At 59.1% G+C, this 17,696-nt stretch carries 15 protein-coding genes; 11 read left to right on the top strand and 4 right to left on the bottom strand.

Annotation, left to right across the window (positions count from 1 at the left end; genetic code table 11):
• Window positions 1-223 precede the first annotated feature (223 nt).
• Window positions 224-784, bottom strand: coding sequence for a hypothetical protein (locus H7A19_05370; protein ID MCP5474254.1), 561 nt, complete (start codon window positions 782-784; stop codon window positions 224-226).
• Between the two features lie 227 nt (window positions 785-1,011).
• Here H7A19_05370 and H7A19_05375 point away from each other — a divergent pair, with 227 nt between their 5' ends.
• The 6 genes from H7A19_05375 to H7A19_05400 all read left to right on the top strand — a co-directional run bounded on the left by H7A19_05375 (window position 1,012) and on the right by H7A19_05400 (window position 9,550).
• Complete coding sequence (locus H7A19_05375; GenBank protein ID MCP5474255.1) at window positions 1,012-2,079, top strand: patatin-like phospholipase family protein; 1,068 nt, start codon at window positions 1,012-1,014, stop codon at window positions 2,077-2,079.
• 232 nt (window positions 2,080-2,311) lie between these two features.
• Window positions 2,312-4,072, top strand: a complete 1,761-nt coding sequence (locus H7A19_05380; GenBank protein ID MCP5474256.1) for an AIPR family protein — start codon at window positions 2,312-2,314, stop codon at window positions 4,070-4,072.
• Window positions 4,073-4,860: 788 nt separating this feature from the next.
• Window positions 4,861-5,028 (top strand): hypothetical protein, encoded by a 168-nt coding sequence (locus H7A19_05385; protein ID MCP5474257.1) that lies wholly within the window; start codon window positions 4,861-4,863, stop codon window positions 5,026-5,028.
• A gap of 158 nt (window positions 5,029-5,186) precedes the next feature.
• Window positions 5,187-6,503, top strand: a complete 1,317-nt coding sequence (locus H7A19_05390; GenBank protein MCP5474258.1) for a hypothetical protein — start codon at window positions 5,187-5,189, stop codon at window positions 6,501-6,503.
• A gap of 1,127 nt (window positions 6,504-7,630) precedes the next feature.
• Window positions 7,631-7,990 carry an IS66 family insertion sequence element accessory protein TnpB gene (tnpB, locus tag H7A19_05395; protein ID MCP5474259.1) on the top strand — a complete coding sequence of 120 codons (360 nt, stop codon included), beginning with the start codon at window positions 7,631-7,633 and terminating at the stop codon, window positions 7,988-7,990.
• Between the two features lie 75 nt (window positions 7,991-8,065).
• Window positions 8,066-9,550 (top strand): IS66 family transposase, encoded by a 1,485-nt coding sequence (locus tag H7A19_05400; protein MCP5474260.1) that lies wholly within the window; start codon window positions 8,066-8,068, stop codon window positions 9,548-9,550.
• A 73-nt stretch (window positions 9,551-9,623) separates the two neighbouring features.
• On the opposite strand, the gene H7A19_05405 is transcribed toward H7A19_05400, so the two are convergent.
• Window positions 9,624-9,971 carry a hypothetical protein gene (locus H7A19_05405; GenBank protein ID MCP5474261.1) on the bottom strand — a complete coding sequence of 116 codons (348 nt, stop codon included), beginning with the start codon at window positions 9,969-9,971 and terminating at the stop codon, window positions 9,624-9,626.
• Between the two features lie 419 nt (window positions 9,972-10,390).
• On the opposite strand from H7A19_05405, the gene H7A19_05410 reads away from it, so the two are divergent.
• The 5 genes from H7A19_05410 (at window position 10,391) to H7A19_05430 (ending at window position 14,426) form a co-directional block, all read left to right on the top strand.
• Window positions 10,391-10,909: a hypothetical protein gene (locus tag H7A19_05410; protein ID MCP5474262.1), complete on the top strand. Its 519-nt coding sequence runs from the start codon at window positions 10,391-10,393 to the stop codon at window positions 10,907-10,909.
• 268 nt (window positions 10,910-11,177) lie between these two features.
• Window positions 11,178-11,450: a DUF1778 domain-containing protein gene (locus H7A19_05415; protein ID MCP5474263.1), complete on the top strand. Its 273-nt coding sequence runs from the start codon at window positions 11,178-11,180 to the stop codon at window positions 11,448-11,450.
• Window positions 11,447-11,935 carry a GNAT family N-acetyltransferase gene (locus H7A19_05420; GenBank protein ID MCP5474264.1) on the top strand — a complete coding sequence of 163 codons (489 nt, stop codon included), beginning with the start codon at window positions 11,447-11,449 and terminating at the stop codon, window positions 11,933-11,935. Before H7A19_05415 ends, H7A19_05420 begins: the two co-directional genes overlap by 4 nt.
• 469 nt (window positions 11,936-12,404) lie before the next feature.
• On the top strand, window positions 12,405-12,920 hold the full coding sequence (locus H7A19_05425) for a hypothetical protein (protein ID MCP5474265.1): 516 nt from the start codon (window positions 12,405-12,407) through the stop codon (window positions 12,918-12,920).
• A 336-nt stretch (window positions 12,921-13,256) separates the two neighbouring features.
• Window positions 13,257-14,426 carry a hypothetical protein gene (locus H7A19_05430; GenBank protein MCP5474266.1) on the top strand — a complete coding sequence of 390 codons (1,170 nt, stop codon included), beginning with the start codon at window positions 13,257-13,259 and terminating at the stop codon, window positions 14,424-14,426.
• Window positions 14,427-14,647: 221 nt separating this feature from the next.
• Here H7A19_05430 and H7A19_05435 read toward each other — a convergent pair whose 3' ends face one another.
• The gene (locus H7A19_05435) at window positions 14,648-16,303 is read right to left on the bottom strand and encodes an IS1634 family transposase (GenBank protein ID MCP5474267.1); all 1,656 of its coding nucleotides are present in this window, start codon (window positions 16,301-16,303) and stop codon (window positions 14,648-14,650) included.
• A gap of 186 nt (window positions 16,304-16,489) precedes the next feature.
• Window positions 16,490-17,509 (bottom strand): acyltransferase, encoded by a 1,020-nt coding sequence (locus tag H7A19_05440; protein ID MCP5474268.1) that lies wholly within the window; start codon window positions 17,507-17,509, stop codon window positions 16,490-16,492.
• Between the last annotated feature and the right edge of the window lie 187 nt (window positions 17,510-17,696).

Genomic DNA, 17,696 nt, shown 5'->3' on the forward strand with positions numbered 1-17,696 from the left:
AAAGCAGCGGAGCAAGCTCCGCTCTACCAAAGCATCGGCGTACGAGGCCTTTGTAGCGCCGAGCTTGCTCGGCAGGGTCTACCGCTCTTGTGGGTCCAGACTCGTCTGGACGCTCTCCTCACCAAAGCAAAGCCAAAGCCCAGCCAAAGCAGCGGAGCAAGCTCCGCTCTACCAAAGCCACGGCGTACGAGGCCTTTGTAGTGCCGAGCTTGCTCGGCAGGATCTAGTGCGCGTGCGCTGCATGACTCTGATTCAACTCCCGAACCCGTGCCTGAATTGCCGCCTTGCGCAGTGCCTCGGCCGATTTCCAGACCTCGATACGCGAACCACTGAGCGTCAGCAGATACACATCCCAATCGCCCTGCGAAGTGAAGAAGCGCCAGAACTCGTGCCAGGCCGCGGGCCCACGACGATAGCCAGGCACCGCCGCAGGCTTCAGATCAAGGCACAGATACTGCGACCGGCTGCCTATCCCCAGACGCACCTGCCGCACGTCCTGCCAATGCACAAACTCGATCCGCTTGCGGGTGTCGGTGATGCCATGGGCGTCCAGCGTGACCACGGCCTCCCGCTGGGTCAATGCGATGTAGACGTAGCGATAGAGCCAGAGATAAACGGGTAACAACACAGCCATTCCCAGCCAGCCCAGCGGCCCCAGTCGTTCGAGCTGCGACACCCACAGCAACACCGGAAATGTGCCCGTCAGGCTGGCAGTGCTGAGTACCAGCACGGTGATCGCCAACCAACGCGAGTAATGAAGGCCCAGCACACCCGGGTGGCGCATGTCGTGATCACCTGTACAGAGAATCCAAGTCACAGCCCCATTCTGCGCGCACGCACGCGCAGACATTCAAGCCCGACACCCCGCCGCCGTAACAAAGCTTCACCCACCCACCTGAGACAACCCCCGCCCCAGCCACACTTGCTGTTCCGAAAGCCACTGCCTTCGCAAACCATTGCCAACATGCGCAAACGCTACCAATATCGGCCAACGCCCTCAGGACCCAGCCCGTGGCAATCGACGGCAAAACCCTAGGTCTGGCCCTCTCCGGCGGTGGTTTCCGCGCCACGCTCTTCGGTCTGGGCAGCCTCAAGCGCCTCAACGATGGCGGCCTGCTCGGCAAGCTCGATCTGATCACCAGCGTCTCTGGCGGTTCCATCCTCGCCGGCATCCTCGCCCAGCGCTGGAAAGAACTGGATTTCATCGATTGCCGCGCCAGCAACTTCGATGACATCGTAGGCACACAGGTTCTGAAGTTCTGCAACCGCACCATCGACATCGGCGTCGGCCTCAAGGGCCTGATCGACCCCTTCCGCTCGGCCGGCAAATACCTCACGGACTGCTACGACCGTTACCAGTTCGCTGGTTTGTCGCTCAAGCAGATTCCGGCCGCCGGCACGCCCGGGCAACCCACCTTCATCTTCTACGCCACCAGCCTGCAAACCGGCCGAAACTTCCGCTTCCGCCAGGATTACATCGCCGACTGGATGCTCGGCAGCTCCAGCAAGACCGACGTGCCCCTGGCACTCGCCGTCGCCGCCTCCAGCGCCTTCCCGCCGCTGTTCTCACCCATCGTCATCAACACCAACCCCCGCCACTGGAGCGGCGGCATCCCCGGCCCCGAGCGCGACGACATGCGCGGCCGACTGGTCCTGAGCGACGGCGGCGTGTACGACAACATGGGCCTGGAAGCCCTGCAGCAAGGAAAGATCGACATCACCCTGGTCAGCGACGCCGGCGCCCCCTTCGAACTGGAAACCCGACCCACCCGCGGCCCGCTGCAGATGAGCCGCGTGCGCGACATCCTAATCGACCAAACCCGCGCCCTGCGTAAACGCATGCTCATGCGCGAACTCCGCACCCGCAAACAAAAAGGCGCCTATTGGGGCATCGACACCCTGATCGGCAGCTACAAGGATCCGCAGGCCCTGATGAAAGACAGCCCGGCGACCGCTGCGCTGGCGAAGGTACCGACGCGCTTGGCGGCGTTTGATGCGGATGTGCAGAAGCGGTTGGTGGAGTGGGGGTATGCGTTGGCGGATGTGGGGGTTAGGAGGGCCGGCGTGATTAATACTTGATTTTGGAAACGAAGTAGTCATGAGCAGGCCGACGCACACCCGGCATCAACTTTGCAGCTCTTTGCAGTTGCATTCCATGCAAGAAGCCCCAGGGGATACTGACCAAATCGGCTTCCGATGATCCGCAGGAACTTTGGGTGTCCAAGATACTAAATTTGGTCCCCACGAGTCCCAGCAAACGGCGGTTTCAAGATAGGTTCATTGGTTCAGGCCATAGATAGGGAGAGTGTTTTTGGAAAAGCAAAACGACAACTGGATCAAAGCGCTCGCTGCGCGAGACGATCTCGGGCAATACGCTGACAACGCGATCGGACTTTTCGCATTAGCTCTGCGCTTCAACGTTGACGACATTCATAGTGTTGCCGCTGAGTCTGTAACCGATGGAACTGACGATAAAAAGTGTGACCTAATCTACCTCGACAAGGAGGAGGGCGTTGCGGTTGTTGCACAGTGCTACTCGTCGCAGAGGGCCAAAGCGAGTGCGCCGGCCAATAAGGCATCTGATTTGAATACGGCCGTCGCTTGGCTCCTTCAGCGGCCCCTAGATGAATTGCCTAAGAGGATTATCTCCGCCGCAAAGGAGCTAAGGGATTCGATTAGGGCAGGAGAGATCAGGCGGTTTGAAATCTGGTATGTACACAATCTCCCGGAGTCAAACAACGTTCGTGATGAATTGACTACTGTTGAACATACCGCGAATACGGTAATTAGTAGTCTCGTCGGTCCATCGAATGTGGCCATCTCAAGCCTGGAGATCGGAAGTGGCCGTTTGGAGGAGTGGTACAAGGAAACCCTTTCGCCGATCCTTGTTAACGAAGAAATTAAATTTGAAGTTTCATCGGGGTTCGAAATTTATGAGAATGGTTGGAAGGCATATGTTGCCCCAATTCAGGCTAGGCAGCTTTACAAGCTCTATAGGACCTATAAGACTAGCCTCTTTTCTGCGAACGTTAGAGACTATCTTGGCTCTCGGAAAAGCGATGCGAATATAAATAACGGAATTAAGAAGACCGCCCAGTATGAGCCGGAAAATTTCTGGGTTTTTAACAACGGAATTACGGTCCTTACCCATTCCTTCGAAGAGCGGAAGGAAAAGGGAAGAACGTTTCTTGTAATCAAAGGCGCATCTATTGTCAACGGAGCCCAAACGACGGGGGCTCTTGGTTCTTTGCCAAAGAACCCCGATCAAAAAGTTCTGGTGCCAGCACGTTTTGTCGCTACGTCGGACGCTGAATTGGTATACAACATAATTCAGTACAATAACAGTCAGAACAAAGTAACTGCCTCTGACTTTAGGAGCACAGATCGCATCCAGAAGCGTCTTCGAGATGAGATCGAAAAGATCCCTAATGCAAAATACGAAGGAGGCAGAAGAGGCGGTCACAAGGATGTAATTGAGAGAAATAGAAATCTTCTTCCCTCCTATACCGTGGGCCAATCCTTGGCAGCATTTAACCTTGAGCCGATAGTCGCCTATAATCAAAAAAGCGAAATTTGGGTAAACGATAAACTTTACTCTAGATACTTCAATGATGAGGCGAATGGCGCGAATCTGGTATTTGCCTATGGGCTATTGCGCGCCGTTGAGGAGAAAAAGCGTGGTCTCGTTGCGCGCTCGAAAGCGTCTTCCGGCTTAACATCTCAAGAGGAAGAGTTGTTGGATTACTTCCGTCATCGCGGTTCAACATACTTGTTTGTTTCGGCGGTTTCCTCGTGTCTTGAAGTTTTTGCCGGGAAAAAAGTTTCGAATTCCGCGCGGGTTTCGTTTGGCCAAAGGGTATCCCCGCTGGAATCGATGCAGATATGGAAGGAAGTGGTCGATATTGTCTCCCCATTCACTCAGCAGTTGCTGGATGCGCTTAATGACGGGCTAAAAAATGCCGAGAAGGCCCAGAAGGCAATTGGAGTATTCAGGAGTCTGGTGCAGGCAACGGCAGGGGCAAATGCAGACGCCTACAAGAAATTCTCAAAGCAATTGGCAATTGCGAAGTAGCGTCCAGCCTTCGTGAAATTGGACACACAATCCGCGCAGGGCGTAAGGTAGGGCTGAACCCGCAGGACGTCTTCTAACAACGCGCCTGATTCCACAACACCGGACTCGCATGGACACCAGCAAGAATGGACACGCAGAAGTCGCGGATGAGTCAATCGGCGAGACGGAAAACTGGACGCGCATGGACGCCCCCGGTCAACCTCAAACTGCACTTTCTTTTAGCAGCCAGAATGGATAGCAGCAAGAATGGACACCCAGAAGTCGCGCCCAGAAGTCGCGGATGGGCCAATCGGCGAACAACAACAATGGACACCCAGAAGTGCCAGAACAGATCCGGCAGAACATCGGAGGGGAAGTTCCTCTCCTCGGTAGGACGAAGCGAGCCGCCGAGGCGCCGAGTCATGGGGGGGGCTGGTAACGGTACAGGCCAAGCGTTGACAGGTTGTAGTGCAGGCGCGGTATTTGGCTCCGAAGTCAATAGTCAGGTACGTCGACCTTGTTGGGTGATGGGGAAGGCCACGCGCGATGAGAATGGGCACCTAGAAGTATAGGACCAGGACGGGTCACGCGTGCTTCCGACCCAGCAGTGAAGTGCATCAGCTGCCCGGCAGAAGTAAGCCACTCAGGCGGGCGCGGACTGTTGTCGGCTCGGCGATTGGCGGCGGAATCTGCATTGCGGATCCACTCGCTGCTGGCCATGGCTCGAGTGGAGATTCTGCCGGGCTTGAGGAACGATATTGCAATGGTAGGCATTGCGGAGGGCTGTGCTGAATGTATCCCGACCCTACATGGTCCAGCTACTGGAACGCGGCGAGCTGCCCTTCCACAAGACGGGCACACATCGCCAGGTTCCCTACCAAGACGTCATCACCTGCAAGAAGCGCGTCGACTCGGATCGCCACAAGGCGCTCGGCGAACTCGCTACCCAGGCCCAGGAGCTGGGCATGGGGTATTGAGCAAGGCGATGGCTCGACGTTACTGCCGTCTACGACGTCTGCCCTAAATGGCAGCGAAACCTGGGCTGACGATGCCAAAAACAAGCGTGCTTATATTGTGCGAAGGCTCTATTGTGAAGCTACAAAAAACTTTGACGTAATTCCCAGGATCTTCTGAAATGGCGAAAACTGGCTATCTTTGTCTCATGTTGGACGCCTTGGGTAACCTCGCTGAAGTGAAGGTTGCTTCGACTTTGGAGCATGGGGCGAAGATCGGTAGGCCAACCTCGCCAATCGTCCGCGAACAGCTGAGACGGATGGTATTGGCTAGAGCAGTTGATGAGCAGCATCAATTGGAAAAGGGGCAGCGCGAAAGTCTGCGGAAATATGATATTTTAGATAAGGATCTAAAGTTAGATATTTCCAAGGTCAGAGTTGGACAAAAAGGCACATATTTTGATGCACCCTCAAAAATCGACGCCTTATTGCGAGCAGCAACTCCTTCCGCACAGTTGAATACAAAGCCGCCAAAAGCCGGCTCATTTGGCCATATTGAAGAAATACTACACTCGTTGATCAGTAATTCTGGCGTCGGAATGGCCAGACTCATGGGCATTGCAACAGGAAAGGCTACTGGCGTAACGGATGAACTGCGCAGCGCAATAGCTCTGGAGATGGCCAGATTCTATCGCAAACGCCGCCGGCTAGGTCGAGCTCAATTCTTGCTGGACCATTACGCCAAAAGATCTACGGATCGTTGCTTCACGTACAGATACAGATTGGAAAAGGGATGGCTAGATATACTCTCAAATGATAGCAAAGTTCGCCAAAAAGGCTTGGTCGGCCTACTCGCGGAGGAGCTATTAGGGTTGGCTCATCTAGCCCGTGACTCGGGACATCTACTAACTGTCGCAGACCTCTACAATTTATCGGCGCTTTGCGTTGCCGATACTAACGTGTGTTTCTCACAGAAGCTATCTCACTTTGACAACGCAGTCTACTGGAGCTGCCTTACTGGGCACATTGATCGTCTCGAAGGCGCGCTTTACAATCGTGATGCCGCTCTGGCCCGTGATGCGGTATCTCGCGATGCTAGTAAGGCCCGCAATGAGATCGAGCAATTAGTCACCAGAACACTCGCAATAACTGGAAATTTCACTCATATTGAACACGCCCGCACTCTAGGGCTTTTGAGTCAAATCGAGTATATTAGCCATCATTATTCCGCTACTGTATTAAATGATTTTCTTGCCTTGGCAGAAGACGAACGACTGATTGAAGGTGAACCCAGCATCCCTCGAGTGGAATTCTTGGGGGCTGTGCTTTGTTACGCGCGTATCGCAGGTCTTAGAGATACGGAAAATCTTTCCAGATCGCTTCTAATGGCCGAATCAAAACTTGAAAAATGGCGCGATGGCCAGCCTTGCGGGACTGCGGACATTCGCGACCTACTCGCATTCAATTATCGAATCGAGAAGGAACTTCATACATTTTGAGGCGGTACCATTGCTGGCACCGCCTTCCGCTTATTTGAAGAGCAGGCTGGCCAAGCCCGTAGATTTAGCAGGAGGGGAGGCCGAGGCCGCCGATTCTGTCTTCGCGCCACTGTTGACTGGTTCGCGACCACGTTCGACGCTGGTAGGCACACAATACCTTGCAACATGCCCAACGGTTGTTTCATTCGGCCCAGTGGCACCGGAGTAGATCGCAGCGGCCACTACAGCTGTGTCTTTGGCCTTTGAGAAAATACCCATGACTTGCTCCTCTAGTCGTCGCCAGCAACATTGTCTGGCAACGCTAGAGTGACGGCCTCCAGCACTTGGAGCAAGCCAGAAGAAGAGCTAGATACTGTGCACTTTCTCCGACTTTCAGTACCAACTAGGATGCGTTATTATCCCCGGTCTATGATCCTCAGGTGTCGACTACGTCACCCCTGAGCTGCCTCGGCACGGCTTGATGTACTTCGCGGTGCCCGTCTCCTGGTCTCTAGGTCGGCTGTCGATGCTCCCGAGCCTGGACAACGGACAGGTATGGGGGCCCCCGGTCAACCACAAACTCCACTTTCTTTTTGACCTAGCTTTTCTCGGTTCGGATGCAGTTCCTGGCGTGGAAAATTGGACACGCAGAAGTCGTGGAGGGTCCATCAGTGACGTCCACGCATGACCGCCCGCCGGGCTCGGTGCTTGGCATCCCGAACGCTCGGATTTCTGGGTACCTGATTCGTACCAATCCTCATCAGAGCTCCGTTCCTCGCCGGGAAAGAGGCTCGGGCCAATGAGTTGGGCCCGCTAGAGGCGTGATCAAGCGCTCGATGGGCCTCCAAACCTGAGGCTGATGAGGATTGGTACGAATCAGGTCTGGGTATCCGTTGCTACGTATCCATTCGCCCGACCCCAATCTGGCGCAGCGCCTTCGGATGCTGAAGTCTGTCGATCCCCAAGTTTGTTTGGAGGATGTCGATGGCGCAGCGTCAGCGGTTGGGTTCGGTGGTGTGGTTCATGCGGATCTCGGCGGCTTCGGCGAGCGGCTTGAGCGCTGCGGCGTATTGTCGGTCGCAGGGTTGGTCGTATGCCACGTTCATGGCGTGGCGCAATCGGTTATGTCGTGATCTCGCTGGCGGTACTTGGCGATTTCGCTCGATGGGTTTGCGCTGATGGTGGGCGGGTTGCCGGTGTGCGTGTGTGCCCAGGCGGTGGATTTCCGGCTGGGCATTGATGGCTTGTCGCTGCGGGTGCAGGCGAGCCTCGGTCCGCTGAGGGCGTTGTCGTCGGCGCATGTGTTTTTCAACCGCGGCCGCGACAAGGTGAAGATCCTCTGGTACGACCGCCATGGTTGGTGGTTGATGTACAAACGCCTGGAGCGGGGCCGGTTTGCGTCGGTGTCTGCCGGTGAACTGAGCGAAGCGGATCTGCGTCTGGTGCTGGAGGGGGTGGATTTGTCGGTTCGCCGCCTGAAGCCGGTGCGGTTTGAGCGAGTGGCTTGAGGCGCCATTAAAAAGCCCAGATATTTCATGGCTTTGCCCTCGCGTACGCGGGCGCGCGAGGGCATTGTGGGCAGCATGACTTTGGAAGCCGCCCTCGCCGAAAACACCGCTCTGCGCGAGCAGATCAAGTTGCAGTCGGCGCTGATCGAGAAGCTGACTTTGGAGTTGGCGATCCTCAAGAAGCGCCTGTTCGGTCGCCAATCGGAAGCCAGCGAGCATCTGGACCTGCAGGGTGCGCTGTTCGATCTGACGACCTTGCCGGTCGAGGAACCGAGCACGCCGCCGTCGGAGTCCAAGACCCCGGGCAAGCCGCCGCGCAAAGCCTCGCAGCGGATGCAGATTCCCGAGAACCTGCCGGTGGAGGTCGAGACGATCACGCCGCCGGCGGCCGAGATCGAAGGCCTGGTGAAAATCGGTGTGGAGACCAGCGACCGCCTGGCCTACACACCAGGCCGCTTTTATGTGCGCCGCATCGAGGTCGAGAAATACGCGCACCCGAAGGTGCCGGAGATGGGTGTGGTCTCGGCCAAACTGCCGCCGCGTCTGATCACCGGCGGCATCTATGACGAGAGCTTCATCGCGCAGATCATGGTGGCCAAGTACGACGACCACCTGCCGCTGAACCGCCAGCGCGAGATCTACCAGCGCCAGGGCGTGACCTTGCCGATCAGCACGATGTGCGAGGCGGTATTGACTGGCGGTACGGCGCTGAAGCCCTTGTGGGTGCACCTGCAGCAACATCTGCTCAGGCGCAGCGAATTGCATGTCGACGAGACCACGATGCCCTGTCTGGCCAAGGAACAGACCCGCAAGATGCGCATGTGGACTTACCTGTCGAGTGCCGGCGAGGAGCCACCGATCATCCTGTACCACTTCACGCCGACCAAGGCCGGCGAGCACGTGCGCCAGTTCCTGAAAGGCTGGAGCGGCTATCTGCATGCCGATGCGGCGAGCAACTACGACGAGTTATATCGCCAGAACCCGCATATCCAGGAAGTGGCCTGCTGGGCCCACGCCCGGCGCAAGTTCTACGAGATCGCCGAGCACGCCCCAACCCGCGTGCTGGCCCACGAGGCCGTCGAGCAGATCAACGCGCTGTTTGCCATTGAGCGCAAGGCGCGCGAAGACAAACTGATCCCCGACGAGATCAGGAAGCGCCGCGAACAGTTGGCCAAACCGATTGTCGACGAGATCAAGACCTGGTTGGAGAAGCACCGACCCAAGCTGGCGCCGGCAGCACCGACCGCGCGGGCGATGAACTATCTGATCAATCACTGGGACGCGTTCGCGCGCTACCTCGATGACGGTCGCCTGAAGCTGGACAACAACGCCGCCGAGCGCGCCCTCCGATTGGCAGCCATCGGACGCAAGAACTACCTGTTCGTCGGCAATGAGCGAAGCGGTGAAGTCACCGCCACGCTACTGAGTCTGATCGAAACCGCCAAAGCCAACGGACTGGAGCCACTTGGCTACCTCACCCGCACCATGCGCGAGCTGCCGCTGATCGACCCAGAAAGCAGCGACGCCAATGCGCGCTACGAGGCGCTATTGCCGATCTGAGTCTTTGCCTGAAAGACCACGAGTTGCGCAAGAATGGGGCGCGGCGAAAGCTTACGTTGCTACCGCATTCCAGCTACCCGGCGCGGGAGAAGAGATACATACCCAACAAGACGATAAAGACCGGTAGTCGGGACAGCAGCACGCGCATGTCCGCAGACACGGGCAGCCGTTGCGTGAGTCGTTGTGGGGCGATCGCCGAAGTGGCGAGTACCATCGCCAGCATAAGGCCGCTGGCGAATGCACCGATCGCCATGATCGGGTTGTTAAGCCCAGCCGCCATCACGGAGATCACGAAGCCCGCGAATGCGACCGGCACTGTAGCCACCAGGCTCAGCCCGCGAATGACGTAATCCAGCCCCTTGATCACGCTGCCAAATAGCGTCTTCTTCTTTTGTTCTACGGCTTGTTCGGGGTCGGCCATGGAAGCGTTATCCGGGATGCGATCGGAGCGAGCATAGCTGGGTCACGACCTCGAAGGACGGCAGTGATTGAGCCAATTTGCAAGGTGCGCGGGGCGGGTTCGCGTGCAGCTCGGCACTGGCATGGGTTTGGTGCGCGCAGGATCTGTACACCCAAGGCCAGCAGTCATGAGATGGCACGTCTCCTGTTTTCTCCGGTGCAACGGCCGGGGTGTAACAGGGGCGGCCGCTGGCGCCTGTCCGCACCGCCTGCAGCGCACCTTGCAGGCAGAGTCGCGCAGCGACCAGCTTCCGCACCTGGGCTCCATGGGCTTGATAACACGGAGTCGGGCATACTCACCGCGCAGTCACACTCCGACGAGCCTTGACGGGCTCCAATGCCGATCGCCAACCCGGCACCCAAGCCGAAAGGGTGAGTCCCATGAAGTTCGCGACCATCCATAAGCCCGTCAGCATTGCTTTGTACGTGCTGTCGCTCGGAATGCCCGGCTATTACGTGGGATCCCCGCATGGGTTCTTCGAGTATCTGGGCATCTACAATCTGGTTTTGGGTTGGTTGGGCCTGTTGTTCGGGCAAGTCGCCTGGTTCGCGAACCCCCTGTTTCTGTTGTCTTTCCGAAAGATCTCGCAGAAATCCTCTGCCAAGCTGGCGATCTGGTCGCTTGCTGTGGCCCTTACCTTTCTGGTGAACCCGCGGATGGTGCGAAACACCGCGCAGATGGGAGAGATCATTCACGGCTTCGGTTTGGGCTACGCACTTTGGGTCAGCGCCATTGCCGTCATGGCGATCGGCCAGTACCGGATGTCGCAAGGACACGACAAGCTGGCCGCCGCCAAGCCTGCACTCGGGACAGCGGCAGGCATCCTTGCTTTGTATGTCGTCTATTTCTTCCTCTTTCCAATTCCCGAGTCGCTGGCCATTGGAATTTTTGGTCGTTAGCGAGTAGCCCGGGTAAGCGCAGCGCACCCGGGACGGCACGCACCAAGAGCCCCGGGTGCGCTGCGCTTACCCGGGCTACGCAGGCTGCGTTGGCAACGACGGCCACAGGGCTTCTTGGTACGAAGAATTCCCGTGTGCCCGCGCCGCCATGCGCTTGCACCGGCATGTTTCCGGCACCGCTGGGCGCGGCTCGAATCTGTGTTGACATCAGCTACACGTGGCGCCACACTTTGTATATCACTTGTGTATGCACAAATAGGAGACGCCAATGCGTGACGCCGCCATCAATCTGCGCGCCCTGCCCGAACAGCGTGACCTGATCGATCAAGCTGCGAGCCTGCTCGGCAAGAACCGTTCGGACTTCATGCTTGAAGCGGCCTGCGAACGCGCTCAGGCCGTGCTGCTGGATCAGGTCTTCTTCAGCCTGGACGCCAGCAAATTCAAGGCGTTCTTGGCAATGCTCGACGCGCCTCCCAGTGCCAATCCCGGGCTTGAGCGCCTTATGGCCGTGAAGGCCCCTTGGAACTCCGGCGCCGCATGAGCTTGCAGATCAGTGCGCCGCAGCCGCTGGCCACGACCCATCGACTGGATGACTTTGCCAGTGGCGAGGCGGTTCTGGACGAATGGCTCAAACGCCGCGCTCTGACCAACCAGTTCAGTGGAGCCAGCCGCACCTTTGTCGTGGCCGATCCGGATCAATGTGTTTTCGGCTATTACGCGATGGCGGCGGGCGCTGTCTCGCACCAAATCTCCACAAGCGCCGTGCGTCGCAACATGCCCGACCCGGTTCCGGTGATGGTTCTCGCCAGACTCGCGGTCGACCATCGTGCCCAGGGCCTCAAGTTGGGTGGTGCGCTACTGCAGGACGCCGTGATTCGGGCGTTGACGGTTTCGCAGAACGCCGGTGTTCGGGCACTGCTGGTACACGCGCTGCACGACCGCGCCAAGGCATTCTACGAGCACTACGGTTTTCAGGCATCGCCGCTCAATCCTATGACGCTGATGCTGCGCTTGAACTCTGGATGACCCTGTCGCTGCCGTGCCCACGATGGCCGTGGCCGGTGGTCGGCCGCCCGATCTGCAGTTGAATGCGCTCAGTGTGGGAGTGACCACTCCGCTGGGGCTGCGCCATGCCGGGGACGGCAGCGAGTAGCCCGGGCAAGCGCAGCGCACCCGGGACGGCCCGCACCAAGAGCCCCGGGTGCGCTGCGCTTACCCGGGCTACGCTGGTTGTCGCAGGTCGCATTGCTCGCGTAGGGCCCACGAGAATGAACACGGATCAGGACGGGTCACGCGTGATTGCGGCCTTGGAGTTGCGCGCATCACCTGCCTGGATGAGAAAGGCCACTCCGGTGGGCGCGGACTGATGTCGGCTCGGCGATTGGCGGCGGAATCCGCGTTGCGGAGCCGCTCGCCGCCGTCCATGGTCCGGGTGGCGGGCTCTGCCGCGCTTGAAGATCCGCCTTCCGCGGGTTGAGGCTTTCTGGAAACCACGATGCGATGCAATACACGACTGGCCGTCTGCCTGTTTTTCTCGATCCCGGCGCTGTGCCAGGCGGCCGAGTCGCCAGCCCAGGCCGCCTTTGAGCAGCTCAAGACCCTGGTTGGCCAGTGGCGCGCCACCGAATCGGGCAGAGAGACCTTGGTCGAGATCACACAGATCGCCGGTGGCAGCACACTGGTCGAAACCTGGACGATGAGCCCAACCCGGCAATCGATGACGGTGTACACCATGGACGGCACTCGCCTGCTGGCGACGCACTACTGTCCGCAAGGCAATGCGCCTCGTCTTGTCTTTACGGAGACCGATGGCGCAGGGGCGCACCATTTTCTGTTCCTGGACGGGGCCAATCTGCAAGACCCTGCGGGTTCGCACGAACATGCGTTCTGGATACGACACGCCCCGGACGGAAAGCTCACGCGCAATGAAACGTACATCGCCAATGGCGCCGAGTACGACCGCGATCACGATACTGGCAGCACCCAGGTTTTTATGCGGATTTCGCCGTGAAACAGGCGCGGTCCGAGTACCCTTTGGCGCACCAGCGAATAGCCCGGGTCAGCGCCGAGCACCCGGGACGGCCCGCATCAAGAATCCCGGGTGCGCTGCGCTTACCCGGGCTACGTTGGCTTTTGCAGGTCATGTTGCTCGCGCAGCGAGCTACGTGACGTATACCGATGTCGCGAGTCGTCCGCCGTTTACAAAACGGGTCACCCGGAAGCTGGCCGCCTGGTTCGGCGCCCAAGTTTCTGCAAACTCCGGAACTTTGTACTCGTATCGCACACCGATCAGTTGCAATTTCGCAGAGATAAGCCTGAAGCCATGCACAAGCGTCTGAATATTCTGATGATGATCCTTCTTGCCTGGTCGGTGACCGGCGTCGCTCAAGTACCTTCAGGGATCAGCGGCGTCTGGTACAACCCGGCGCAGGACGGTCATGGTGTCTCCATCGAAATACTCGATGCGCATCGCGCAATCGCCTTCTGGTATGTCTATGACCGGGACGGCCGTCCGGTGCATCTGTATATCGATGGCCGCATTGAGGGTCAGGAGATTCATGGCATCGCCTATGCCGGCAGCGGTATGCGCTTCGGCGACTTTGATCCGGCCACCTTGAACCTGGATCGATGGGGACAGGTGGATCTGGAAGTGCATTCCTGCCGGGATCTGACGCTGCGCTATCGCGGTCAAAGTGCGTTGGGGGCGAGTTTCGGCAGCGGCGAAATCCACATGCAACGCCTGTCGCAACTTCGCGGCCTGCCTTGCGACTCCGATCGCTTGCCGGAAGGACTGTACCAGGGCAGCTACGCCACGACCCAGCCAAGCGGATCGACTGAACTGGTCGCAGCGGTCGACGAAGACGGCCACCTGTGGGCCACGTCGCCGCGCATTCGCGGGCCGCGCTTCGTCAGCGTGGAGCCGGCGCCGCCAGTCATCCTGGGCCAGCCACCCGCGTTGCCAGCGCCGGGACTGAATCTGCAGGCGCTGGGCAACACGGCCTTGGATGACGAAGGGTCTGGGTTCCCGCTCGAATCCTTCGAGATCGGCGTGGCGGTTCAAGTGTTCGGGCCACTGCATTTCGAGGCGGCAAACCTCGATTCAAACTGGTTGAATGCGCTCGCGCTGCGTCCCGATGCTCCGCGTAATCCAAAGCTGGTCCAGCCGGCGCCGCTACAGGCGTTGGTGAACCGCCAGTTCCAGTTCAGCGCATTGGGACAGATTGTCGACGACAGTTATCGACTGGTGTTCGAGGACAACCAGCGAATTTGCCTGCAGCGCAATGGCGGCGCTTGCGAATGGACCGGTAGCGTGACCATCCGCAACATCAGCACGGCCTTTTTCGATTTCGACATCGCCCCAGTGCCGGGATTGTTCGCCTTCGAGAATCGTCCGCCGGTCTACGGGCGCGGCTGGGTCGAGCGCGACGCGCAGGGCGCAATCGCTCGCGTGGTGCTGGTCGGCAGTGACGGGCGCAATGGCTTGGGGATCGTCGCCAATGCGATCGGCAATCCATAGTTGAACAGGGAGTAGCCCGGGTCAGCGCAGCGCGCCCGGGACGACCCGCACCAAGAGCCCCGGGCGCGCTGCGCTTGCCCGGGCTACGTTGGATGGACTGCTTGTCGTAGCCCGGAAGTGAGCGCAGCGCTCTCCGGGAGGTAGCACCACTGGACCCCCCAAGTTCCGCAGCCGCAGCCATAAGTTATTGATTCCGCTATGCAGGCATAACGGATTTGTCACTACAACGACGCGTTGATCTCGGGTAACGGCAGTTTTAGCTGCTGCAAGATGCCACGCTGCTCGGGGTTGATTTGGCTGGTACGGGTGGTGGGTTGCTGGTCCACCGTCACGTGCAGTTGCTGGATTTGACGCAGCAGCGCCAGGGCGCGCTGCGGGGAGAGTGGGCTGGCCGTCGCTTTGAGCCGCATTCGCAGCACGCGATGCAGGAGCAAGGCCAGAAAGCAGATCAGTGCATGGGCTCGGATCCGCTCTGGCAGGCGGTGATGCACGGGCGCGATCTCGATGTCGCTCTTGAGCACCCGGAAGCCGCGCTCGATGTCCGCCAGCGCCTTGTAGCGCTCGATCACGGTGGCGGCTGGCAGATCGGTGTTGGTGACCAGCAGCAGTTTGCCGTCCAGGGTTTCGGCCGCTTGTTTGGCTGCGGCATCGACGGTGTAGCTGAAGCGCTCGGCCTGCAGATCAGCTTTCACGATGCGCGACAGACGCGCCGCTTTGATCATTTCGGAGAACTTGAGATACGCCCGTCGGTCGTTGGATCGACGTCCGCGCTGCGGTTGGCCTTGGTCTTGCGCATCCAGGCGGGTGGCCAGGCGATCGCCTTCGGCCTCCAGCGCTGCGATGGCAGCCTCACGCGCCAGGCGCTGTTCTTGCGCACGGTCGGCGTCATGCGCCAGCACCAGACGTCGTTCTTGCCAGCGGGTTTCGCCCACACCCCCTGCAAAGCTCACCGCCGCGACCAGCTCGGCGAACTCCCCGTAGCGCCGGCCCGGCACCGCCAGCACGTATTCGATCGGCTCGCCGCTGGCGCTCTTGAGGCTCTCGACTGCAGTCAGATTGTCCAGACTCAGCAGGCCGCGATCCGCGATCAGGATCACGCGCTTGAGGCGGTAGCGCTTGATCGTGGCCTCAATCATCGGCAGCAGCGTGGTCACCTCGCCGATATTGCCTGCGTGCACCTGATGCGCAATCGGCAGACCTTCGCGAGTCTGGATCACGCCGAGTACGAACTGCCGGGCGATGCCACCGGTCTCCTTGTTCATCCCGTGGGCGCGCACATCGTTCGCGACCGCGCCGGTGCCGCTGATGCGCACCGTGGTCAGGTCGTAGAAGACCACCGACATCTCGTCGTCGAGCAACGGCCGCAACTGCTTCGCCACTGCATCCTCGACCGCGCCAGCCCGATCCATCAGCGCATCCATGGCGCGCAGCAGATGATCGTGACTCACCTGCTCGGGGTGCTCCGGGATGGCCACGGTATCCAGCCAGCGCAGCACGCCGAGCTTCGACTCGGGTTCGCACAGGCGGTTGAAAACCATGGCGCGAACCATGGCGGTGGCGTCGAAACGGCGATAGGACGAGCGCATGGCCCGCGACACAGCGTCATCGAGCCCAAGTTCGCGCCACAGCGCGTGCAGCGCGTAGACGTCGCCCATGGCCTTGGCGCCGACAAACTCCACCTGCGGCAATGCCGCCGGCGTGCGCCCGAGGGCACGCTGCAGGCCCGTGATCAGTGGATCGAGATCCTTCGGTCGCAACTGATCGAGGCGCCCGAGGTTCGCCACCAGCCGCTGGCGAGGCTCGCCGTTGTCGTTGCGGTAAGACTCCACCAGTTGCAGGTAGGCACGACCGCCAGATCGGGATATGCGCGTGAACATGCACATACGCTACACGTCAGTACACCCGCTCTCAAGATATAAATGAACCTGAACGTGTGACTACAGAGCTTTCCGAAAGGCGCACTGGTCATGGATCACAAGTGCTTGATGCGACAGGCGCCGTTGGCTACAACGGGCGTGATCGGACGTTTGCGGGTGCGGAAATTGGGTTGCCCGCTTTGCGCCTCATGTTCCCGTCGGGTTGGGCTGGGTCTGCTGCGGTTGTTGGTTTGGCTCAACCTCGACTGCGCCCGGACTACGCGACGGGAACCATCGATCGCGCAGTCTCAGCGCTGGCACCTCGACGCACTTGGCCATTGCGACCCCGAAACAGATCGAGCCCCCGAAGTAGATGGCGAGCGTGGTGGCGAAGTCCAGTCGCACTCCCAGGGCGATCTCAAGTAGCGGAATCCCCCAGAACAAAACAGGCAAATGCCACAAATAGATTGAATAAGAGTAAGCCCCAAGTGCGGCCGACAACGTCACCGATCGGTGAATCGAGATTGGCGACAGGAGCGTGCCAACCAGCATCATGCCGCTGCCAACGTAGAAGACGGTCAACCCGAAGGTATAGATGAACGGCGTCGTTTCCAGGTGCAGGACAAATGCGGGGGCTAGCAGAATGGCCCCAACCAAGATCAGTGCTTTTCGACGCGGCGCAAATAGCCGCAGGAATCTGTCAGAATGGAAATGGTATGCGTAGGAAATCGCGACGCCGAATAGCAACGAATCAAATCGGAGGTGGCTGGCGACGAGGTGCGTGTAGTGGCCATAGTTCGGCCGCAGATACCAATTTACCAGCCGCAGGACAAGGGAAACCACGCACACAACTAGAGCGACGGTAAGCACTGGACGCAGGGGCGTCGATGAAGCTCGGTTCCAGCGGATGATCAGAGCGAGTGTCAGTGGCAACAGTATGTAGAAGTGCTCTTCAACCGCGAGAGACCAAGTGTGTTTCCAAAGCCCAGGCACATAGCTTTGAAGAAAAAAGACCTCCGACGCGAGTGGGATCGTGGGGATCGGCCGCCCCAGCAGAAGTATCAACCCCAGTGTTGCTGCGATCAGCGCGAAGAACGGAGGGTAGATCTTCCAGCCCCTTCTTACGTAAAAGCGCCCTATCCCAAGGCGACCGCGCGCCTGGTATTCAGTGAACAGAAGTCCGGAGACAAGAAACCCGCTGAGGACAAAGAACAGGTCCACCCCCACCCAGCCCCCTGAATCCAAACCAAAAGCGGCAGTCTCGCGAGCTCAGGCCACGACTCTGGGGGCAGGGGCATGTGCCGCCCCAGTACAAGCAAGACGGCGAGCAAACGAAGCAGGTCCAGTCCGAGCAGTCTCGCCTTTACTGGAATCGGAGTCTCCGATTGTTGCACCACGCGTTCCCCCCAGGGAG

The sequence above is a fragment of the Rhodanobacteraceae bacterium genome (assembly GCA_024234055.1).
Taxonomy (GTDB): domain Bacteria; phylum Pseudomonadota; class Gammaproteobacteria; order Xanthomonadales; family SZUA-5; genus JADKFD01.

Excerpts from the sequence above, each read along its gene's own strand:
- H7A19_05370 (MCP5474254.1), bottom strand. The coding sequence starts at position 784 with ATGCGCCACCCGGGTGTGCTGGGCCTTCATTACTCGCGTTGGTTGGCG.
- H7A19_05390 (MCP5474258.1), top strand. The coding sequence starts at position 5,187 with ATGGCGAAAACTGGCTATCTTTGTCTCATGTTGGACGCCTTGGGTAAC.
- H7A19_05425 (MCP5474265.1), top strand. The coding sequence starts at position 12,405 with ATGCGATGCAATACACGACTGGCCGTCTGCCTGTTTTTCTCGATCCCG.
- H7A19_05415 (MCP5474263.1), top strand. The coding sequence starts at position 11,178 with ATGCGTGACGCCGCCATCAATCTGCGCGCCCTGCCCGAACAGCGTGAC.
- H7A19_05400 (MCP5474260.1), top strand. The coding sequence starts at position 8,066 with ATGACTTTGGAAGCCGCCCTCGCCGAAAACACCGCTCTGCGCGAGCAG.
- H7A19_05435 (MCP5474267.1), bottom strand. The coding sequence starts at position 16,303 with ATGTTCACGCGCATATCCCGATCTGGCGGTCGTGCCTACCTGCAACTG.
- H7A19_05385 (MCP5474257.1), top strand. The coding sequence starts at position 4,861 with ATGGTCCAGCTACTGGAACGCGGCGAGCTGCCCTTCCACAAGACGGGC.
- H7A19_05405 (MCP5474261.1), bottom strand. The coding sequence starts at position 9,971 with ATGGCCGACCCCGAACAAGCCGTAGAACAAAAGAAGAAGACGCTATTT.
- H7A19_05420 (MCP5474264.1), top strand. The coding sequence starts at position 11,447 with ATGAGCTTGCAGATCAGTGCGCCGCAGCCGCTGGCCACGACCCATCGA.
- H7A19_05430 (MCP5474266.1), top strand. The coding sequence starts at position 13,257 with ATGATGATCCTTCTTGCCTGGTCGGTGACCGGCGTCGCTCAAGTACCT.
- H7A19_05410 (MCP5474262.1), top strand. The coding sequence starts at position 10,391 with ATGAAGTTCGCGACCATCCATAAGCCCGTCAGCATTGCTTTGTACGTG.